11 protein-coding genes are annotated in these 20,255 nt (G+C 72.9%); 2 read left to right on the plus strand and 9 right to left on the minus strand.

Going from position 1 to position 20,255, the window contains the following annotated elements; translation table 11 throughout:
• Nucleotides 1–96: 96 nt before the first annotated feature.
• The 3 genes from ACIBHY_RS52935 to ACIBHY_RS52945 are packed head-to-tail and all read right to left on the minus strand — an operon-like array spanning nucleotide 97 to nucleotide 3,978.
• Nucleotides 97–2,169 carry an iron ABC transporter permease gene (locus tag ACIBHY_RS52935; RefSeq protein ID WP_397244619.1) on the minus strand — a complete coding sequence of 691 codons (2,073 nt, stop codon included), beginning with the start codon at nucleotides 2,167–2,169 and terminating at the stop codon, nucleotides 97–99.
• Complete coding sequence (locus tag ACIBHY_RS52940; RefSeq protein WP_397244617.1) at nucleotides 2,166–3,158, minus strand: ABC transporter substrate-binding protein; 993 nt, start codon at nucleotides 3,156–3,158, stop codon at nucleotides 2,166–2,168. The genes ACIBHY_RS52935 and ACIBHY_RS52940 overlap by 4 nt, the downstream gene beginning before the upstream one ends.
• Nucleotides 3,159–3,168: 10 nt before the next feature.
• Entirely contained in the window at nucleotides 3,169–3,978 is an 810-nt protein-coding gene (locus tag ACIBHY_RS52945) for an ABC transporter ATP-binding protein (protein WP_397310845.1), read from the minus strand.
• Nucleotides 3,979–4,109: 131 nt separating this feature from the next.
• Between ACIBHY_RS52945 and ACIBHY_RS52950 the strand changes: the two genes are divergently transcribed.
• Together ACIBHY_RS52950 and ACIBHY_RS52955 are read left to right on the plus strand one after the other, a co-directional pair.
• Complete coding sequence (locus tag ACIBHY_RS52950; protein ID WP_397310846.1) at nucleotides 4,110–4,475, plus strand: hypothetical protein; 366 nt, start codon at nucleotides 4,110–4,112, stop codon at nucleotides 4,473–4,475.
• Entirely contained in the window at nucleotides 4,460–5,521 is a 1,062-nt protein-coding gene (locus tag ACIBHY_RS52955; protein ID WP_397310847.1) for a hypothetical protein, read from the plus strand. The genes ACIBHY_RS52950 and ACIBHY_RS52955 overlap by 16 nt, the downstream gene beginning before the upstream one ends.
• Before the next feature lie 490 nt (nucleotides 5,522–6,011).
• Here ACIBHY_RS52955 and ACIBHY_RS52960 read toward each other — a convergent pair whose 3' ends face one another.
• The 6 genes from ACIBHY_RS52960 to ACIBHY_RS52985 are packed head-to-tail and all read right to left on the minus strand — an operon-like array spanning nucleotide 6,012 to nucleotide 20,249.
• Entirely contained in the window at nucleotides 6,012–7,802 is a 1,791-nt protein-coding gene (locus tag ACIBHY_RS52960) for an amino acid adenylation domain-containing protein (protein ID WP_397310848.1), read from the minus strand.
• Nucleotides 7,799–8,689, minus strand: coding sequence for a TauD/TfdA family dioxygenase (locus ACIBHY_RS52965; protein ID WP_397310849.1), 891 nt, complete (start codon nucleotides 8,687–8,689; stop codon nucleotides 7,799–7,801). The genes ACIBHY_RS52960 and ACIBHY_RS52965 overlap by 4 nt, the downstream gene beginning before the upstream one ends.
• A gap of 2 nt (nucleotides 8,690–8,691) precedes the next feature.
• Nucleotides 8,692–9,966: an MFS transporter gene (locus ACIBHY_RS52970; RefSeq protein WP_397244605.1), complete on the minus strand. Its 1,275-nt coding sequence runs from the start codon at nucleotides 9,964–9,966 to the stop codon at nucleotides 8,692–8,694.
• Nucleotides 9,941–13,783 (minus strand): amino acid adenylation domain-containing protein, encoded by a 3,843-nt coding sequence (locus tag ACIBHY_RS52975; RefSeq protein ID WP_397310850.1) that lies wholly within the window; start codon nucleotides 13,781–13,783, stop codon nucleotides 9,941–9,943. The genes ACIBHY_RS52970 and ACIBHY_RS52975 overlap by 26 nt, the downstream gene beginning before the upstream one ends.
• A complete protein-coding gene (locus ACIBHY_RS52980) occupies nucleotides 13,780–20,067 on the minus strand; it encodes an amino acid adenylation domain-containing protein (protein WP_397310851.1) in 6,288 nt (2,095 codons plus the stop codon). Before ACIBHY_RS52980 ends, ACIBHY_RS52975 begins: the two co-directional genes overlap by 4 nt.
• Nucleotides 20,064–20,249 carry an MbtH family protein gene (locus ACIBHY_RS52985; protein WP_379610453.1) on the minus strand — a complete coding sequence of 62 codons (186 nt, stop codon included), beginning with the start codon at nucleotides 20,247–20,249 and terminating at the stop codon, nucleotides 20,064–20,066. Before ACIBHY_RS52985 ends, ACIBHY_RS52980 begins: the two co-directional genes overlap by 4 nt.
• Nucleotides 20,250–20,255: the final 6 nt, after the last annotated feature.

Consider the following 20,255-nt stretch of genomic DNA (forward strand, 5'->3'; position numbering starts at 1 on the left):
CTGCGTGGGTGAAGTCAGCAACTCCACTACGCCGGAGGTCTTCTTCATGATCAATCAATCATGGCCACGTGTCATCAAGATCATGGCCAAGTACATCTAGCGGGCGCGTGAGCGCCACAGGAGCCAGACGAAGTACGGCGTGCCGATCAGCGCCGTCACCAGCCCGGCCGGAACCTGGGCGGGGGCGATGACCGTGCGGCCCAGGGTGTCGGCCAGGCTGACCAGGAGCGCGCCCAGCAGCGCGGCGACCGGGAGCACACGCGCGTGCTTGGCGCCGACCAGGGCCCGCGCGGCGTGCGGGGCGACCAGGCCGACGAATCCGACCACGCCGACGGCCGACACCGCCGTCGCGGTCAGCACGACGGAGGCGGCCAGGGCGGCCAGCCGTACCGGCTCAAGGGGGACGCCGAGCACGCGCGGCGTGTCCTCGTTGAGCGCGAGCAGGTCCAGGTCGCGGCGGAGCCAGGCGATCAGCGGGACGGACACCACCAGCGCCAGCGCGACCGGGATCAGCTGGATCGGCATCCTGCCGTAGGTGGAGCCGGACAGCCAGGTCAGGGCCTTCGCGGTGTTCCAGGGGTCCGACTTGACGATGATCAGGACGGTCATCGCCGTGCAGGCCGCCTGGACGGCGACGCCGATGAGGACGAGCCGGTCGGAGTTCAGGCCGCCGCGCCACGACAGCAGGTAGACCAGGCCGAACGCGACCAGCGCGCCCGCGCCCGCCGCCCCCGTCATCGCCCAGATGCCCGCCATCGGAACCGTCGTCAGCAGGGCGATCGCGCCCACTCCCGCGCCCGTGGTCACGCCGAGCACGCCGGGCTCGGCGAGCGGGTTGCGGCAGACCGCCTGCACGGCGGTGCCGGCCACGGCGAGCGCCGCTCCGGCCAGCAACGCGGCGAGCACGCGCGGGTAGCGCTGGTCGAGCACGTAGGTGAGGGCCCGTCCGGTACGGCCCTGCAGCCAGTTGGCCACGTCCCCGGTGAGCAGCCACGTGTCGCCGCCCAGCATGCCGAGCACCGCGGCCCCGGTCAGGAGCGCGAGGCAGATCGCGACGACGACGAGGAAGGCGACGCGGGAACGGCCGACGACCGTGCGTACGGCGGGCGGCTGCCGGGTGGGACCGGCGTCGCGGTAGCGGCGGGCCAGCCAGATCATGACCACCGCGCCCAGCAGCGTCGTGACCACGCCGGGCGGCACGTCCACCCCGGCCTGCGCGCCGAGCACGGCCCGCAGCAGGATGTCGGAGCCGAGCACGATGAGCGCCCCGGCCAGCGCGGACAGCGGCAGCAACGAGCGGTTGCGGTGCAGGCCGGGGATCGACCTGGGCAGCAGCCGCACGATCACCGGCGCGCAGAGGCCGACGAAGCCGATGGGACCGGCGATCGTCACGGCCGCCGCCGCCAGCACCACGGCCAGCAACGTCAGGACGAGGCGCAGCCTGCGCACGTTGACGCCGAGCACGGAGGCGGTGTCGTCGCCCAGGCCGAGGATGTCCAGCTTGGGACCGGCGGCCATGGCGGCCAGCAGGCAGGCCAGGATTACCGGGCCGAGCTGGGTGACCGCGTCCAGGTCGCTCTGGACCAGCGAGCCGCTGCCCCAGGCGTACAGACCGGTCGTGCCCTCCTGGAAGAGGATCATGACGAGGTTGGTGAGTGAACCGAGCGCCAGCGCGGTGGCGGAACCGGCCAGGATGAGCCGGGTGGTGCCAGTACGCCCGCCCGCCGACAACGCCAGCACCAGCGCGGCGGCGGCCAGCCCGCCGAAGAAGGCGAGGCCGCCGGAGAGCACGACCGGCAGCGAGAGGCCGAACGCGGCCGCCGTGGCGACGGTCAGGTAGGCGCCGTTGCTGACGGCGAGCGTGTCCGGCGAGGCCATCGGGTTGCGGGCGACCGACTGCAGCAGTGAGCCCGCCGCGCCGAGCGCGACGCCGACCGCGACCCCGGCGAGCAGCCGGGGCAGCCGGGAGGCCAGCAGTACCCTGACCGCCTCGTCGCTGCCGCCGAAGACGCCGGACAACACGTCCATGGCGCCGACCGACGAGGTGCCCTGGGTGATGTGCACGGCCGAGACCAGCACGAGCGCCGCCAGCGCGAGGAGGAAGACCCCCGCGGTCCCGACCCGCCTCAGCGGCGTGATCGGGACCTCGACGGACGTGAGCGTGCTCAAGCGGTGAGGGCCTTGACGAGCGCCTCCGCGTACTGCTTGCACGACGCCGGGCCACCGAAGGTCCAGATGCCGTCGGGCAGCTTGGTGACGCCCTGCTTCTTCACGAACGGCAGCGACTTCCAGATGGCGTTCGAGGCCAGGCCGTCGGCGAAGACGTCGACGCCGTCGGAGGCGCTGTAGAAGAAGCGGGTGTCGGCGTCCTTGAGCGCGGTCAGGCCCTCGACGTCGGTGTTGCCGAGGCCCCAGACCTTGTCGACCTTGCCGGTCCAGGCGTTCTTGAGCCCGAGCCCCTCGGCCACGTCGGAGACCAGCGCGCCCTTGCCGAACAGGCGGACGGAGATCGTGCTGCCTTCCTTCCACCCGTCGGCCATGGCGAACGGCTTGCCCGCGACGCCGGCGGCGGCCAGCTTCTGCTTGCCGTCGGCCAGGGCGGCGTCGAAGTCCGACAGCGCCTTGTCCGCCTCCGCCGTCTTGCCGACCGCGGTGGCGAGCGTCTTGAACTCCTCGCGCATGCGCTGGAAGTTGCCCGTCGCGTCGCTGCCCTTGAAGACCAGCACCGGCGCGATCTTCTCCACCTGGGCCACCAGGCCCTCGTCGTCGGTCTCCATGACGACGAGGTCGGGCTGGAGGGAGGCGATGGAGTCGACGCTCGGCTCGGTACGCAGGCCCACGTCCTTGACCGACGCGTCGAGCGGGGCGGCGGTCACCCAGGTGGCGTAGCCCTTGACGTCGGCGGCGCCGACCGGCATCACGCCGAGGCTGGCCAGCATCTCGGTCTCGCCCCATTCGAGGCTGACGACTCTGCTGGCCGCGCGCTCAAGGGTGATCGGCTTGCCCCGCGCGTCGGTCACGGTGACCGGGGTGGCGGTGGCGGGAGCCGTACCTCCGGAGGTGGAGGACGCGGCGGGGGCGGGGGTCTCGGTGGTGCCGCAGGCGCTGAGAGCGGCGATCGCGGCCAGGGCCGCGAGGGCCGTGCGCAGGGGGAGCATGTCTTTCCTGTCAGGTCGCGACGGGCAGGTGCCGGCCGATCGGCCGGGTGCGCACCGTGCCCGTCTGGGGGTCTTGCGTGACGTCGATGCGGATGCCGTAGGCGTCGGTGAGGAGCTCTTCGGTGAGCACCCCGGCCGGCGGGCCGTCGGCCCGGACCCTGCCGCCGTGCAGCAGCACGATGCGGTCGGCGATCTCGGCCGCCTGGTTGAGGTCGTGGAGCACGAGGCCGATGGCGACGTCGTGCTCGTCGGCCAGGTCGCGGACGAGCTCCAGCAACTCGACCTGGTAGCGCAGGTCGAGGAACGTGGTGGGCTCGTCCAGCAGCAGGACGGCGGTGTCCTGCGCCAGGCAGGTGGCCAGCCACACGCGCTGGAGCTCGCCGCCGGACAGCTCGTCCACCGGGCGTTCGGCCATCGCGGCGACGCCGGTGAGCGTCATCGCGCGGGCGACGGCGGCGGCGCCGTCGGGGTCGCCGGCCTTCCAGCGGCCCCGGTACGGGTGGCGGCCGTAGCCGACCACGTCGCTGACCTGTACCCCGCTCGGGGTGGGGCGGCTCTGCGCGAGCAGCGTGACGCGGCGGGCGAAGTCGCGGGGCGACAGGTCCAGTGCGGACCCGCCGTCGCCGAACGTCACCGTGCCCGCTTCGGGACGGTGCAGCCTGGCCAGCGCGCGCAGAAGCGTGGACTTGCCGCTGCCGTTCGGACCGACCAGAGCGGTCACCTGGCCGGGGCGGAGGTCGATACGGCCCTCTTCGACCACGCACGTACCGTGGTAGCTGAGGCGGAGATCGGCTCCGGCCAGCGAGATCTTCCCTGTCACGGGCATAAGGTTAGGCTACCCTTGCTTAAAGTCAATCCTTTGTGACCAGCTGTCGATTTCCGCTCGCCTCGTTTGTCGGATGGGTAAAGCACCGGACGACGAAGGAGACCGATCATGTCCAGAGCCATGAGGTGCGCTGGCAGGGCGAGCTGGAGGGCTCGCCGGAAGAGGTCCGGGAGGCCATCACCGTCCGCGCGGACGGCCGGCTGTGGAAGATCGACTACGAGCCGCGTGTGGGCGGCAGTGAGACAGGACTCACAGCGGCGGGCGGCACCGTGACGGTCTGGCCGCGGATCCTCATCCTGTACGGCGAGCTGCTGCGGATCTGGGCGTCACCCGTGGTCGCGCTCAACCGGGCGGTGGCCCTGGCCATGGTCGAGGGCCCGGCCGCCGCGCCGGAGCTCAGCGACAACGCCGCCGAGCAGGAGTTCCTGCAGGAGCGAGCCAGAACTGTCGGTGCCATGTGGCACGGTGTGGAACTGTGGCCCAACCCCTGAAAGAGCTCGTCAACGCCGCCTCCGTCGGGGTCCTCGCCGACGGTCTCGCCGCCTCGCTGCCCGGCTTCGCGCGCGAGCGCTTCGTCCACGAGGCCGTCTCCGGCCTCGGCCCGCTGGAGCTCAAGGACCGCGTGCGGCACGTCGCGAGCACGCTCGGCCTGGTCGCCGGCCTGCCGTTCCCCTCCGTGGCCGCCGCCCTGCGGGCCGGCGCGCCCAAGCTCGACATGTGGAGCGGCTGGCCCGCCACCGACTACGTCGCGCTCCACGGGCTCGGCCACCTCGACGTCGCGATGGAGACGCTGGCCGCGATCACGCCGCACGCCACCGCCGAGTTCGCCGTGCGCCCCTTCCTGGAACGTCACGGGCGGGCCGCCCTGGAGATCATGTACGGCTGGGCGGACTCGGCCGACGAGCACCTGCGCCGCCTGGCCTCCGAGGGCACCCGGCCGCGACTGCCCTGGGCCACGCGGGTGAGCTGGCTGATGGAGCCGGGGCCGACGCTGCCGATCCTCAACCGGCTGCGCGACGACCCGAGCGAGTACGTGCGCCGGTCCGTGGCCAACCATGTCAACGACTTCACGAAGGGGCATCCGGAGGCGGCGATCGCGTTGCTGGCCGGGTGGCGGGCTTCGGGCGGGTCGTATGTGGAGAAGGTGGTGCGGCATGCCGTACGGGGGTTGTTGCGTGAAGGGCATCCCGAGGCGCTGGGGCTGGTCGGGGCTCGGGCGGGCGGGGGCGCGGTGGAGTCGCTGACGCTGGCGGCCGGGCAGGTGGCGGTGGGGGAGAAGCTGCCGTTCACCGTGGTGGTCACGGCCTCTGAGCCCGGACCTGTGGTGTTGCGCTACGCGGTGTGCCGTGAGGGGTCGCGGCGGGTGTTCCACCTGGGCGAGCGGGTGGCCGGGGTGGCGGGGGAGGCCTTCTCCTTGACCAGGTCCCACTCGTTCCGGCCGGTGACCACCCGCGTGGAGCCTCCGGGGCCGCGCACGCTGGAGATCATGGTCAACGGCGTGGTCAGAGCCAGCGCCGCCTTCCACCTCACCCCCTGACCCGGCCTGCCCGCGCCGCTGAACCCCCACCCCCGAAATCCCGGCACCACCCGCGGCACGACCTGCTGAACCCCGCTAACCACCGGATCCCCAACACACCCAGCCGGCCCCCGGCACTCCGCCGAATCCCCCGGACGGTTGCCGGGGCCCGACCCGTGATCTGGGACGCCCGCCGGATCCCCGGCTCGACCAGCCGGGCTCCGGATTGCGGTCAGAACTCCGGGACGGTTGTCGGGGCCCGATCCGTGCTCAGGGGCACCCGCCGGATCTCCAGCTCGACCAGCCGGGATCCGGCGTCGCTGCCGGAACGCCGGGATGTCCGCCGGGACCGCAGGGCGGTCGCCCGGCGTTCGGAGGGGACAGGCGCCCGTGGGGTGAGCGGTCGTAACTCAAGGGGACCGGGGCGTGGGTCGGCTGGGGGGTGTGCGGGCCGGGCGGTGGGCTCGGGGGTCTGGGCACGGGGTGTGCGGGCGGGGCTGTGGGCGCGGGGTCAGGGTGGGGTGGGGCGGTCGCGGCGGGACTGGCGGCGGCGGGTCATGCGGTCCGTTGGGTCCGTGGGGGACGGGGTGGGTTCGGGGGTCGGCCGCTGGGTGAGGTGGTGGGCCAGGGTGGCGATGGTGGGGTGGGTGTAGAGGGTGGTCAGGGGGAGGCGGCGGCCCAAAGTGGTTTCGAGGTGGAGCTGGACCTTGGCCATCAGGAGCGAGTGGCCGCCGGTGTCGAAGAAGTTCTGGTCCCTGGGCACCTCGGGGAGGTCCAGGGCGGTGCGCCAGGCGGCGGCGATCACCTCTTCCAGGGCGGTGAGGGTGGACGGCGTGGCGACCGGCCGGGGTGCGGGGAGCGCGGCGGTGTCGACCTTGCCGGTCGGGGTCAAAGGGAAGGCGCTGAGGGCGGTGAACGAGGTGGGCAGCATGTACTCGGGCAGCACCTCGGACAGGGCGTCGCGGAGCCCGGCCGCGGATTCGGCGATGACGTAGGCGTGGAGGTGTTCGTCTCGGGCCACGACGGTCGCCTTCGACACGCGGGGGAGCGCCGACAGGGCAGCCTCCACCTCGCCCGGTTCCACGCGGTGGCCGCGGATCTTCACCTGGCGGTCCAGGCGGCCGAGGTAGGAGATCTGGCCGTCGGGCAGGAGGCGGCCCAGGTCGCCGGTCAGGTAGAAGCGGGTGCCGTCGGCGTCCGTGCCGAACCTGGCGGCGTCCCCGGCCGGCGCGCACCAGTAGCCGGCCAGGTAGGGGCTTCTGATCACGATCTGCCCCTCCGGGCCGGCCGGCTCCAGGGTGACCCGGGTGCCGGGGAGGGGGCGGCCGATGGGGACGACTCCGGCCGGTACGAGGGCGGCGTCGGCCTGGGTGAGGTGGTTCTGGACGGCGAAGGAGATCTCGGTGGCGCCATAGCCGTTGACGAAGACGCAGGAGCCGCCGAAGTGGCGGCGGAAGCGCTCCAGGTCGGCGCCCACCACGGCCTCGCCGCCCAGCACGATGGCGCGCATGCGCGACAGCCGTTCACCGTCCGCGAGCGCATCCACCAGATAACGGAAAACCGTCGGCGTGGAGTGATAAATGGTGATCTCTCGGGCGGCGACGGCCAGCTCCGACAGGCCCGCCGCCCGCACGTCCACCGGCACCACGCACGCCCCGTTCAGCAGGGCGGAGAACGTGTCGGTCACCGCCATGTCGAAGCTGAACGACGACAGCACACTGACCCGGTCGGACGGCCCGATCCGCAGGTTGTTCGTGTGGGCGGCGACCTGGAACAACACCCCCCGATGCGTCTGCACGACCCCCTTGGGCTCCCCGGTCGAGCCGGAGGTGAACAGGATGTACGCCGCCGAGTCCGGATCCACCGGCACCCAGCCGGACGACGACTCCCCGGCCAGGGCGGTCACGTCCACCACGCGGCACCCCTCCAGCAGCTCACCCGCCGAAGCCAGGTGGCCGGGCGAGGTCAGCACCACGTCCGCGCCGGCCAGGGCGGCCATGCGGCGCAGCCGTACCGGCGGATAGCGCGGATCGAGCGGAACGTAGGCCGCGCCCGCGCCCAGCGTGCCGAGGATCGCGGCGATCGTCTGCGCGCCGTGGTCGAGCAGCAGCGCCACCCGCCGCGCCCCGCGCACCGCGGACGCCACCCGCCCGGCGCGGCGGGCGAGTTCGGCGTAGGTGAGGCCGTCGAGCGCGGGCCGGTCGGGGTGGGTACGGGCGGCGGCCAGGAAGCGGGCGGGGATCGACTCCGCCAGCCACTCGGCGCGGAACTCCCGGTGCTCCGGGACGACGAGCGTGCTCACGTCATCGCCACCAGGACCTTGCGCGTGCCGGTGAAGGCGTGCCGGCCGTGCAGGACCAGCATGTTGTCGATCACCAGGACGTCGCCCTCCCGCCACGGCTCGGCCCACTCGCCGGCGCGGGCGACCTCGCGCACGTGGTCGAGATCGGCGGCGGGGATGGGGGCGCCGTCGCCGTAGAGGGCGTGCAGGGGGAGTTCCTCCTCCGACTCGACCAGGCCGAGCAGCGCCTCGGCCTCGTCGGCGGGCAGGGAGGAGACGTGCCACTGCTCGGCCTGGTTGAACCAGACCTCCTCGCCGGTCAGCGGGTGTTTCCTGGTGGCCGGGCGCGTCTGCCGTACGCGGAGATCGCCCTCGTCGCTCCAGGCGAACCGCGCGCCCGCCGCGCGCAGGACCGACTCGACCTCGGCGCGGTCGGCGGTCTCGTAGGTGTCCTGCCAGGACTTGCCCAGGCCGAAACCGCCGTGGAGGTTCTGGAGGTAGGTGACGCCGCGGGTGGTGAAGCGTTCGCGCACCTCGGGGTCGAGCGCGGCCAGCAGGACGCGGCCGTCCGAGATCGGGGTGGCGCCGCCGGTGTCGGCGGCGTCGAGGCAGCAGAAGAACAGGCGCTCGGGCCACAGCGCCGCCTGCGAGAGTTCGTTGTGCAGGGAGATGCGGTATTCGGCCGGGTACTCGGTGGAGGTCCAGACGCCTTCGTGTACGGCTTCGCGCGGCGAGTTGCCGTGCCGGTAAGTGGTGAACGGCTCGCCGAACGCGCGTACCACCGTGTGGAACTCCTCGGCGGATGAGACGCCGAGCCCGCGCAGGAGCACGGCGCCGTGCTCGAGCAGGAGTTCGGCCGTCTTCACCGGGTCGGCGTGGTCGAGCGTGGCGACGGTGGTGGCAGGCATGGTCACTCCTGAGGGGTGGGCATCGCGCGGGTACGGGGCACGGGGGACAGGGCCAGGATGACCACGGGGACGAGCGCCCCGAGCGCGCAGATGATCAGCGTGGGCCGGACGCCGATCCCGGCGGCCAGCAGTCCGGCCAGGGCGGCGCCGACGGGCGCGAAGGCCAGCGCGACGGCGCGCTGCGAGGCCATCACGCGGCCCTGAAGCCGGTCGGGTGTGGCGCCCTGCCTGAGCACGGTGTGGTTGACGCCCGCGATCGGGCCGGTCACGCCGAGCAGGAACTGCGAGATGCCGATCATGGTCAGCGCGAGCCAGAACGGCCCGGTGGCCAGCGCGATGAGGATGAGCGAGCCGTTGCCGACCACGGTCGCCCAGAAGAAGCCGGGCCCCATGCCGATCCGCTTCATCACCGGTACGGCCAGCAGCGACCCGAGAATCGCCCCCGGAGCGCCGACCGCGAACATCACACCCACCCAGTACGGCTCCATGCCCAGGCTCTTGGTGATCCAGAACGGCAGCAGCACCTGGATGCCGGTGAAGAAGAACATGTAGAAGCCGCTGGCGATGACGCCGGGCCGTACCAGAGGCTGCCGCCAGACCCAGACCAGCCCCTCCTTGATCGAGGAGATCACGCCCGGCCTGTCCTCGGAGGGATCCTGCCGCGGCTCCTCCTTCTTGATCAGCGCGCACAGGACCGCGGAGGCGAAGAACGAGACCACGTCGATGACCAGGATCACGGCGGCGCTGACGGTGGTGACCAGCGCGGATCCGAGCGTGTTCCCGGCGATCTTGCCGACCGAGGTGCTGAGCTGCAGCTTGGCGTTGCCGTCGCCGAGCTGCTCGCGCCCCACCAGGAACGGCAGGTGCGACATGTTGGCCACCTCGAAGAACACGTACATGGTGACCAGTACGAACGACACCAAACCCAGCCAGACCAGGTTGAGCGAGCCGGTCAGCCAGAGCACGGGGATGAGCATGAGCGCGAACCCGCGCACCACGTCCGTGACGATCATCGTGGGCCGCTTGCGGAACCGGTCCGCCCAGAACCCGGCGAACAGGAACAGCAGCATCGGCACCCGCCCGATCGCGCCGAGGAAGCCGAGCTGCTCCTCCGAGGCGCTGAGCAGGACGATCGCGACGAGCGGGAAGGCCACCTCGGTGACGGCGTTGCCGAAGGCGGAGGCGGTGAACCCGCTCCACAACTTCAGGAAGTCCCTGTGCTTCCACAGGCTGGGCGTCTCGGGCGGCGCATCACTGGCCGTCGTCTCCTGTGCCATGATCCATCCACCTCCTCCATTCGGTTGCGGTGCGGGCGACGTAGGGCGGGAAGAACGAGCTGAAGCGGGCGCCGGGCAGGTAACCGGCGTCGAGCCGGTCGCAGACCGCGCGCCAGCCGTAGTCCTCGTCGAGGGAGACGCCGTCACCCTCGGGGATGAGCAGGACGGCGCGGCCGTCGTAGGGCTCGTGGGTGTAGTGGCCGACGGCGTGGGCGTTGGCGCGGAAGACGTCCAGGTAGCGCCGGATGTAGGCGAGGTCGTCGGGTCGCTGCCGGAGTGTGCCCTCGCTGGAGGCGGCGTTGATGACCGACAGCAGTTGCTCGGCCGGTTCCAGGTGCCTGAACTCCTGGATGTCCACCGTGGTCAGCCCGCCGGCCAGCGCGTGCCCCATGAGCTCCAGGTCGTCCTCCAACGACCTGCGTACGACCGGTTCGTCGGCCGAGGACCAGGCCAGGAAGACGGCCGGAACCTCCTCGCCGTCCGAGCGCAGCCGCCTGGCCACCTCCAGCGCGATGTTGCCGCCGATGCAGAACCCGCCGAGCACGTACGGGCCGTGCGGCCGCACCGAACGGACATAGGCGGCGTAGGCCTCGGCCATCTCGGCGATCGTCGCGTGCGGCGTCTCGCCTTCGGCCAGGCCGTGCGCGGGGATCGCGTAGACGGGCTGGTCCTCGCCGAGCGCTGTGGCGAGCGGCTGGTAGCGGAAGACCTCGCCGCCGAGCGCGTGGACGAGGAAGACGGGGGTACGGTCCCCGCCTTCGCGCAGCGGGACGATCCACCCCTTGCCGACCGGCGTGTCCGCGTCGTGCCGCAGCGCGGAGGCGAGCTGGGCGACCGTGGGCGCGGGCAGGATCGTGGCGACGGGCACCTCCCGGCCGAGGTCCTGGCGCAGCCGCATGGCCAGGCGCAGCGCGAGCAGGGAGTGGCCGCCAAGGGCGAAGAAGTCGTCGCGGATCCCGACCTCTTCCACGCCGAGCACGTCGGCGAACAACGTGGCGAGGTGCTCCTCCAGCTCGTCCCGCGGCGCCTCGTACGGCGGGCGCGGCGCCGGAGCCGGATCGGGCAGCGCTTTGCGGTCGAGCTTGCCGTTGGCCGTGGTCGGCAGCCGCTCCAGCGACAGGAACGCGCCCGGCACCATGTGCTCGGGCAGCCGCGCCCGCAGGAACGCGGTGACGTCGGACAGTTCGGCCACGGTGCCGGGTTCGAGCACGACGTAGCAGGCCAGCCCGCCCTTGTACGGCACCACGACGGCGCTCCTGATGTGCGGATGCAGGCTGATCGCGGCCTCGACCTCGCCCGGTTCGACCCGCATGCCGCGGATCTTGACCTGGTGGTCGATGCGGCCCAGGTACTCGATCTCGCCGTCGGGCAGCCAGCGGGCCAGGTCGCCGGTCCGGTACATGCGCCCGCCGTCCGGGTGCGGGGTGAACTGGGCGGCGGTCAGCCCCGGCCGCCCCCGGTACCCGTCGGCCAGCCCGGCTCCGGCGATGCACAGCTCGCCCGGGGTGCCGATCGGGATCCGCTCGTTGTTCCGGTCGAGGATCTCGACGCGGACGCCGGTGATGGGTCTTCCGATGGGGGTACGGCTCTCGCCCGGTTCGCAGGCGTGCCAGGTGACGTCGACGGCCGCTTCGGTCGGGCCGTACAGGTTGTGGAGTTCGACGCCGGGGAAGGCGGTGTGGAAGCGTTCGGCCAGTGAGGTGGGCAGGGCTTCGCCCGAGCAGATCACCCGCCGGAGCGACGGCAGGACCGGGGTCTCCTCGACCAGGGCCTCCAGCATCGACGGGACGAAGTGCAGGGTGGTCACGGCGTGTTCGCGGATGAGGCGGGTCAGGGCCGCCGTGTCGCGGTGGTCGTCGGGGCCCGCCACGATCGTTCCCGCGCCGGTGATGAGCGGCCAGAACAGTTCCCAGACCGAGACGTCGAAGGTGAACGGCGTCTTGTGCAGGATGCGGTCGCCGGGGGTGAGGGGGAAGGCGTCCGACATCCAGAGGAGGCGGTTGGAGATGGCCGCGTGGGAGACGACCACGCCCTTGGGGTTGCCGGTGGAGCCCGAGGTGTAGATCACATAGGCCGGAGCATGTGGCGAGATTTCCGGCATCGGGCCGCCCTCCTGCGCGGCCACGGGGGAGAGGGTCGTGCGGCCGGGGAAGCGGCCCGCCTCCTCCGTGATGATCACTTGGACGTCGGCGTCGCCGGTCAGGAAGGCGAGCCGTTCATCGGGATAGGCAGGCTCCAGCGGTAGATAGGCGGCTCCGGCGGTCACCACCGCGTGTACCGCCACCAGCAGGTCCACGCTCCGTGGCAGGCACACCCCCACCACCGACCCGGCCCCGGCCCCGGTCGCTCGAAGCGCACCGGCCAACTCCCGGACCCGTCCCGAAAAATCGGCGTAAGTCAGGGTGTCGCCGGAGGGCCCCACCACGGCCACGGCCTCAGGCGTCCGTTCCGCCTGCGCCGCCAGCAGCGCGGGCAGGGTGCCGGGGACGCCCGGCCCGGTGGCGTTCCACCCGGCGATCATCGCCGCGTCCGCCGCCACGTACCCGCCGCTCTCCCGCGGATCGATGGCCAGGTCGGCGGCGACGTCGGCGAAGGCCCGCCGGTAGTACGCGGCAGCCCGCTCGATCTGGCCGGCGGCGAACTGCGTGCGGTCGTACTTCAGCGTCAGCCCGAGCCGCCGCGTCCGCGGCGACCAGGTGAAGTTGGCGGCGTAGGCGAGGTTCGTCTGCTCGAAGAACTCGGTCTCCGACACGGCCAGGCCATCCCCGCCCAGCTCGCGGTAGGCCTTGAAGTCCCGGTAGTCGAAGAGCGCGTCGAAGGCCGGGGCCCGCCCGGTGAGCCGCTGGATCTCGAAGAGCGGGTAGTGGCGGTGGGGATGGAGCGCGACCTCGGTCTCGAAGACGCCCCTGATCAGTGCCTCCCAGGTGGGCACGTCGGTGCGTACCCGCAACGGAACGGTGTTGAGGAACAGCCCGAGCACCTCGCCCGCCGCCTCGTGCTCGGGCCGCCCGTGTGTGACCACGCCGGTTACGGCCTCGCCCTCGCCGGTGAGCAGGGCGAGGACCCGCAGGTGGCAGGCGAGCAGCACCGTGCGCAGCGGCACCCGCAACCGCGTGGCCGCCTCCGCCAGGCCCGCGACGACGGGCTCGTCCATGGCGACCGGGCGGGACACGGCCTGCTCGGTGTCACCGGCCCGGTAGCCGGGCAGCCGGGGAAGGACGCCGTCGGGGGCCTCGTCGAGCAGGTCCCGCCAGAACCCGGCGGTCTTCTCGTCGGCGATCGCCGCCTTCTCCGTGGCCACGAAGTCGCGGAAGCTCGGCTCCAGCGGCTCCACCGGCAGCGGGGTCCCCGCCAGGTGCGCGGAGTAGCGGCGCAGCAGGTCGCCGGTGAGCGTGGAGACGCTCCAGCCGTCCAGGATCGCGTGGTGGAAGCTGAGCCCGAGCCCGAACTCCTTCGCTCCCCTGACCTCCACCGCCACCCGGAACAGCGGCGCGTCCCCGTAGTCGAACGCCCGGCCACGCTCCGCCTCGCCCCAGGCCCCGATCGGCTCGGCGACCTCGGTCAGCGGCGGCTCGACCTCGTCCCACACGAGCTGGAGCGGTTCCTCGAAGCCGGTGAGGTCGAACGACGTGCGCAGCACCGGGTGCCGCGCCATGACCTCCCGCAGCGCCGCACGCAGCGCCGCGGCGTCGTAGCGTCCGTGCAGCACGAGCGTGAACACGTCGTGGTACGTCGGCGACCCCTCCTGGTAGGAGCTGTGGAACAACATGCCCGCCTGCAGCGCGGTGAGCGGGTAGGCGTCCTGCAGCGCCGTCATGGTCGCCCTCCTTGGAAGCGTCGCTTGATGCGGTCCAGGTCACCGGCCCCGAGCAGGCCGAACGCGGCGCGGGTAGCGCTCTCGGCGGCGGGGCCGTGCTCCAGCGTGGTGGCCAGTTCGCGCACGGTCTGGTGTGTGAACAGCCGCTCCAGGGCCAGCAGGTAGCCGCGGCCCCGCAGCCTGGCCACGACCTTGAGCGACTGGATGGAGTCGCCGCCCAGGGCGAAGAAGTTGTCGTGCGCGCCGACGTCCCCGACGCCGAGCACCTGTGCCCACACCTGTGCGACCGCCTCCTCCTCCGGCCCGGCGGGCGGCTCGTGGACGGGCGCGGCGGCCGGACGGGGTTCGGGCAGCGCGCTGCGGTCGAGCTTGCCGTTCGGGGTGAGCGGCAGCTCCTCCAGCACCGCGTACTGGGCCGGGACCAGATGCTCGGGCAGCCGGGCGCGCAGGTGGGCGGTGAGCGCGGGCAGGTCGATCTCCGGCTCGGCGACCAGGTAGCCGACCAGCGAGCCGCGCCGGGCGAGGACCACCGCGGACCTGACCGAGGGGTGCGCGGTGAGCGCCGCCTCGGTCTCCCCTGGTTCGACCCGGATGCCGCGGATCTTGACCTGGTGGTCGATGCGGCCCAGGTACTCGATCTCGCCGTCGGGCAGCCAGCGGGCCAGGTCGCCGGTGCGGTAGAGGCGGCCGTGCGGCGACGGCGTGAACTGCCGCGCCGTCAGCCCCGGCCGCCCCAGATACCCGTGGGCCAGGCCGACGCCGCCGATGCACAGCTCGCCGGGCGCGCCGATCGGGACCCGCTCGTTGTTCCGGTCGAGGATCTCGACGCGGACGCCGGTGATGGGTCTTCCGATGGGGGTACGGCTCTCGCCCGGTTCGCAGGCGTGCCAGGTGACGTCGACGGCCGCTTCGGTCGGGCCGTAGAGATTGTGCAGCTCGACGTCCGGCAGGGCGGCGTGGAAGCGCCCGGCCAGTGAGGTGGGCAGGGCCTCGCCCGAGCAGATCACCCGCCGGAGCGAGGGCAGCGCGGGCCGTTCCTCCAGCAGGGCGTCCAGCAGCGAGGGCACGAAGTGGACCGTGGTCACCCGGTGCTCGCCGATCAGCCGGACCAGCTCGGCGGTGTCCCGGTGCGCCCCGGGTCCGGCCACGACCATGCCCGCGCCGGCGATGAGCGGCCAGAACAGTTCCCAGACCGAGACGTCGAAGGTGAACGGCGTCTTGTGCAGGATCCGGTCGCCGGGGGTGAGGGGGAAGGCCTCGGACATCCATCGCAGCCGGTTGGAGATGGCCGCATGCGAGATCACGACCCCCTTGGGCGTGCCCGTGGAACCCGAGGTGTAGATCACATAGGCCGGAGCATGTGGCGAAATTTCCGGCAGACCACCCCCCGCGTCCCCGCCCGCCGCGCTCGGCAACAGAGATGCGGTGGGCAACAGAGATGCGGTGGGTGACTGGCGGGCGGTGGCGGGGAGAGAGGCGGTGGGGGGCACGGTCGTGTGGCCGGGGAAGCGGTCGGCCGCGTCGGTGATGATCACGTGGGCGCCCGCGTCGCCGGTCAGGAAGGTCAGCCGTTCGTCGGGATGGGAGGGCTCCAGCGGCAGGTACGCGCCCCCGGCGGTCACCACCGCGTGCACCGCCACCACCAGATCCACGCTCCGCGGCAGGCACACCCCCACCACGGACCCGGCCCCGACCCCGGCCGCTCGAAGCGCACCGGCCAACCCCCGGACCCGTCCCGAAAAATCGGCGTATGTCAGGGCGTCACCGGAAGGCCCCACCACCGCCACCGCCTCCGGCGTCGCCGCCACCTGCCGGGCCAGCAGCTCGGGCAACGACGGCGACGACGCGAACGAGCCGGTGTCGTTCCACTCCTCGATCAGCGCGTTCTCGGCAGGGGTGAGCAGCGGCAGCGAGGAGACCGGCCGGTCCGGATCGGCCACCGCGGCGGTCAGCAGCGCGAGGAAGCGGGCGGCCAGCCGTTCGACCGTGCCCGCGTCGAACAGGTCGGTGCGGTACTCCAGGATGCCGTGCAGCCCGTCCGACTCCCGCCGCAGATAGAGCGTGAGGTCGAACTTGGCGTGCGCGGTCCCCGACGGCAGCCACTCGAACCGCAGCCCGCCCGCCGACACCGGCGGCCGCTCGGCGTCCTCCAGGCTGAGCATCACCTGCACCAGCGGTGTGCCGCCCAGGTCACGGCGCGGCTGCAGGTCCTCGATGAGCACCTCGAACGGCACCTCGTCGTTGGCGAAGGCCTCCAGCGACGTCGTCCTGACCTGCTTGAGCAGCTCGCGGAAGGTCGGGTCCGCCGACAGGTCCGCCCGGACGGCCAGCGTGTTCAGGAAGAAGCCGAGCAGCGGCTCCACCTCGGGCCTGGGCCGGTTCGCCGCGGGCGTGCCGACCAGGATGTCGTCCTGGCCGGAGTGCCGGGCCAGCAGGACCGAGAAGGCCGCGAGCAGTGTCATGAACAGCGAGGCGTTCTCCTCGGCGCCCAGCCCGCGCAGCCGCTCGGCCAGCGGCGCCGGAACGCTGATCGGCACGTTCGCCCCCGCGTAGCTCCGCCGGGCCGGTCGGGGCCGGTCGGCGGGCAGTTCCAGTCGCTCGGGCCGCCCGGCCAGCCGTTCACGCCAGTACGCCAGCTGCGTCTCCCGCAACGGCCCTTCGACCCGGGCCCGCTGCCAGGCGGCGTAGTCGGCGTACTGCACCGGGAGCTCCGTCAGGCCGGGCCGCCGGTCCTCGCCCAGGGCCGCGTAGATCTCGGCCAGCTCGCGCTGGAACAGCACCGCCGACCAGGCGTCGTTGACCACGTGGTGCAGCGTGACGAGCAGGACGTGGTCGTCGGCCGCCATACGGACCAGGTGGGCGCGCAGCGGCGGCTCGGTGGTCAGGTCGAAGCGCCGCGAACCCTCCTCCTCCAGCAGCCGCAGGGCCCGTGCCGGTCCGCCGCCGGGCAGCTCGGTGACGGCGAAGGGCACCTCGGGCTCGTCCTCGACCCGCACGATCAGGTCGTCGTCGCGTTCTTCCAGCCGTGTTCGCAGCACCTCGTGGCGGTCGGCGACGCCGAGCAGGGCGCGCGCCAGCCGTACCGGATCGAGGTCGCCGCGCACGCGCAGGCAGACGTGCGTGTTGTAGACGGCGGCGGCCTGTTCGAGCTGGTCGAGGAACCACAGGCGGCGCTGGCCGTAGGAGGCGGGCAGGCCGGTGCCGCGCGGGACCGGCACGACCGGCGGCAGCCGCTCGCCCCGCCTGCTCAGGGCCGCGTCGATCTTCGCGGCGAGCCCGGCGACGGTCGGGTTCTCGAACAGGGCGCGCAGTGGCGGCGCGGCCCCGAAGGCGGTTCTGACCCGGCTCATCAGCTTGATCGCGAGCAGGGAGTGGCCGCCGAGCTCCAGGAAGCTGTCGTCCCTGCCGACCGGGCCGCAGTCGAGCAACTGCCGGAACAACGCGGCGACCAGTTCCTCGCTCGCGCCGGACGGCGGCGCGCCCGCGCTCGCGGCGGCGGCGGCCGGCGCGGGCAGTCGGGAGCGGTCGAGCTTGCCGTGCGCGGCCAGCGGCAGCCCGTCCATGGAGACGACGTGCGCGGGCACCATGTAGTCGGGCAGCCGCTCGGCCAGGTGCGCCCGCAGCGCGGCGGCCTCGACCGCGCCGACCACGTACGCGGTCAGCTCGCCGTCGCGGGCCACGACGGCACACTCGCGCACGGCCGGGTACGCGGCGACCGCCGCCTGCACCTCACCGGGCTCCACGCGGAACCCGCGGATCTTGACCTGGTCGTCGGCCCGGCCCAGGAACTCCACGGAGCCGTCGGGCAGCCGCCTGGCCCGGTCGCCGGTCCGGTAGAGCCGGGCGCCCGGCACGCCGGAGAACGGATCGGGCACGAAGACCGCCGCGGTCGCGGCCGGGCGGCCGAGGTAGCCGCGGCTCACGCTCACGCCGCCCACGCACAGCTCGCCGGGCACCCCGTCGGGCACCGGCCGCAGGCCGACGTCCAGGACGTAGGCCGTGGCGTGGGGCAGCGCGTGGCCGACCGGGGTGATGGTTCCGGCGCCGTGCGGCGTCTGGTCACCGGCCAGGGCGAGCACGCCGACGGTCGTCTCGGTGGGGCCGTAGTGGTTGACGACCGACCGTTCGGGACCGGCCGCGGCGCGCAGCTCGCGTACCCACTCCCAGCGTGAGGCCTCGCCGCCGAGCACGAGCGTGCGGCGGGGCAGGAGCGCGGCCGGGTCGGGCAGCCCGCTCTGCAGCGCGGCCAGGTGCGACGGCGTGACCTTGTAGATGTCGACGGCCTCGCGGCGCAGGTGCTCGGCGACCCAGTAGGCGTCGGTGGCCAGCTCGCGCGGCACCAGGTGGAGCGTGCCGCCGGTCAGCAGCGCGCCGAAGAAGACGGTGATCGCGAAGTCGTAGGTGAGCGGCTGCAGCATCGACAGGCGGCGGCCGGGCGCGAGGCCGAGCAGGCCGGTGACGCCGGAGACGTAGGCGGTCAGCTCGCCGTCGGCGACGCCCACGCCCTTCGGCCGCCCGGTCGAGCCGGAGGTGTAGATCACGTACGCGAGCTGGCCGGGATGCCGCGCCACCGCGGGCGCCGCCTCGCCGGGCGCGTCGGCCGGGTCGAGGATCGGCAGCCCCGTCTCGGGCAGCCTGGTCGCCCGGCCGGTGACGATCGCGGTCGCCCCGGAGTCGGCCAGCTGGTAGCGCACCCGCTCCACCGGATGCCGCGCGTCCAGCGGCAGGAACGCCGCGCCCGCCTTCAGCACGGCCAGCACCGCGACGGCCAGCTCCACCTCGTTGCCGAGCAGGACCGCGATCGGCGTGTCCGGCCGCGCGTGCGGGGCCAGGAGCGCGGCCAGCCGCCCCGAGCGCCGGTCCAGCTCGCCGTAGGTCAGCGCGCCGCCGTCCGCGTCGGCGACCGCCACCGCGCCGGGCCGCTCGCGCACGAGCGCGGCGAACACCTCCGTGACGCTCCTGCGCTCCGGCATCTCCCCGGTACGGCCCCGCGGCTCCTCCCCGGGCAGCAGGATCGGCAGCCGCCCCACCGGAGTGGCCGGATCGGCGAGCACGCCGCCGAGCATCAGCCGGTACCGGGCGGCGAAGTTCTCGGCCCACTCCAAGTCGAACAGGGCCTTGGCGTACTCCATCCGCCCGCTGATCCGGTCGCCCTCCTCGACGAGGTCGATCAGCAGGTCGACCTTGGCGGTGCCGTTGCGCAGCTGGATGTTCTCGGCCAGCGGCAGCAGGTTGAAGACGATCTGGTGCAGCGGCTCGCCGTCGGCGCCCTCGGTGCGTACCTCCTCGACCAGGCGCTCGTAGGGCACCTCCTGGTTGTCCAGCGCGTCGAGCAGGTTCGCCCGCACCTGGGCGAGCAGTTCGGTGAACGGCACCTCGCGGCGGCAGTCACCGCGCACCACCACGGTGTTGACCATGATGCCGATCAGCCCGGCGGTCTCGGGCCGGTCCCGTCCGGAGACGGGCGTGCCCACGAGCACGTCCTCACGGCCGGTCAGCCGCCCGACCAGCGCCTGCAGGGCGGCCAGCAGCACGGCGAACGGCGTCGCGCCGCGGGCGGCCGCCAGCTCGCGCACCCGCCGCGTGAGCTCGGGCGGCAGGTCGAAGCCGACGTCGCCGCCCGCGTGCCGGGAGATCTCCGGGTCGGGGGCGCGCGGGGAGAGCTCCAGCGGGGGCGGCGGCTCGGCCAGCTGCTTCTTCCAGTACGCGAGCTGGTCGGCCAGTTCGCCGTTGTCCCACCGGCCGCGCTGCCAGGCGGCGAAGTCGCCGTACTGGATGGGCGGTTCCGGCAGGGTCTTGCCGTCGTAGAGGGCGGCCAGGTCGGTGATGAAGATCTCCACCGAGGTGCCGTCGAAGATGATGTGGTGGAAGAGGAAGAACCCCTGCCACTCGTCCTCGCTCAGCCGGAAGAGCTTGGTCTGCCACAGCGGCGCCCGGTCCAGCGGGATGGGGCGGGCGGCGTCGGCGGCGTGGATCTCCGCCAGCCGCGCCGCCTGCTCGCTCCCGTCCAGCCCGCGCAGGTCGGTCCGCTCGACGTCCACGTGGAGCTCGGGCAGCACGATCTGCGCCAGCTCGCCGTCGCGCAGCTCCAGCCCGGTGCGCAGCGTCTCGTGCCGCTTCACCAGCTCCCGCAGCGCCGCCTCGAACCGGTCCGGGTCCAGGCCGCGCCGCAGCAGCTTGACGAACGCGATGTTGTACGCCGTCAGACCGGGCTCCATCTGGTCCACGAACCAGAGGCGCTCCTGCCCGAACGAGGCGGGGAGCACGTAGCCTTCCATGCTCATCCGCCCATGGCCGTACGCAGGCTGAGCGGCCGCATGTCCGTCCAGACCTGGTCGATGTGGTCGAGGCACTCCTGCCGCGAGCCGGCGAAGCCGGACTCCCGCCAGCCTGCGGGCGCCGGGCGGTCGGCGGCCCAGACGGAGTACTGCTCCTCGTCGTTGATCACTACCTTGAAGTCCGGCATCGCGAG

Origin of the sequence: Nonomuraea sp. NPDC050547, from assembly GCF_044457345.1 — a bacterium.
Classification (GTDB): domain Bacteria; phylum Actinomycetota; class Actinomycetes; order Streptosporangiales; family Streptosporangiaceae; genus Nonomuraea.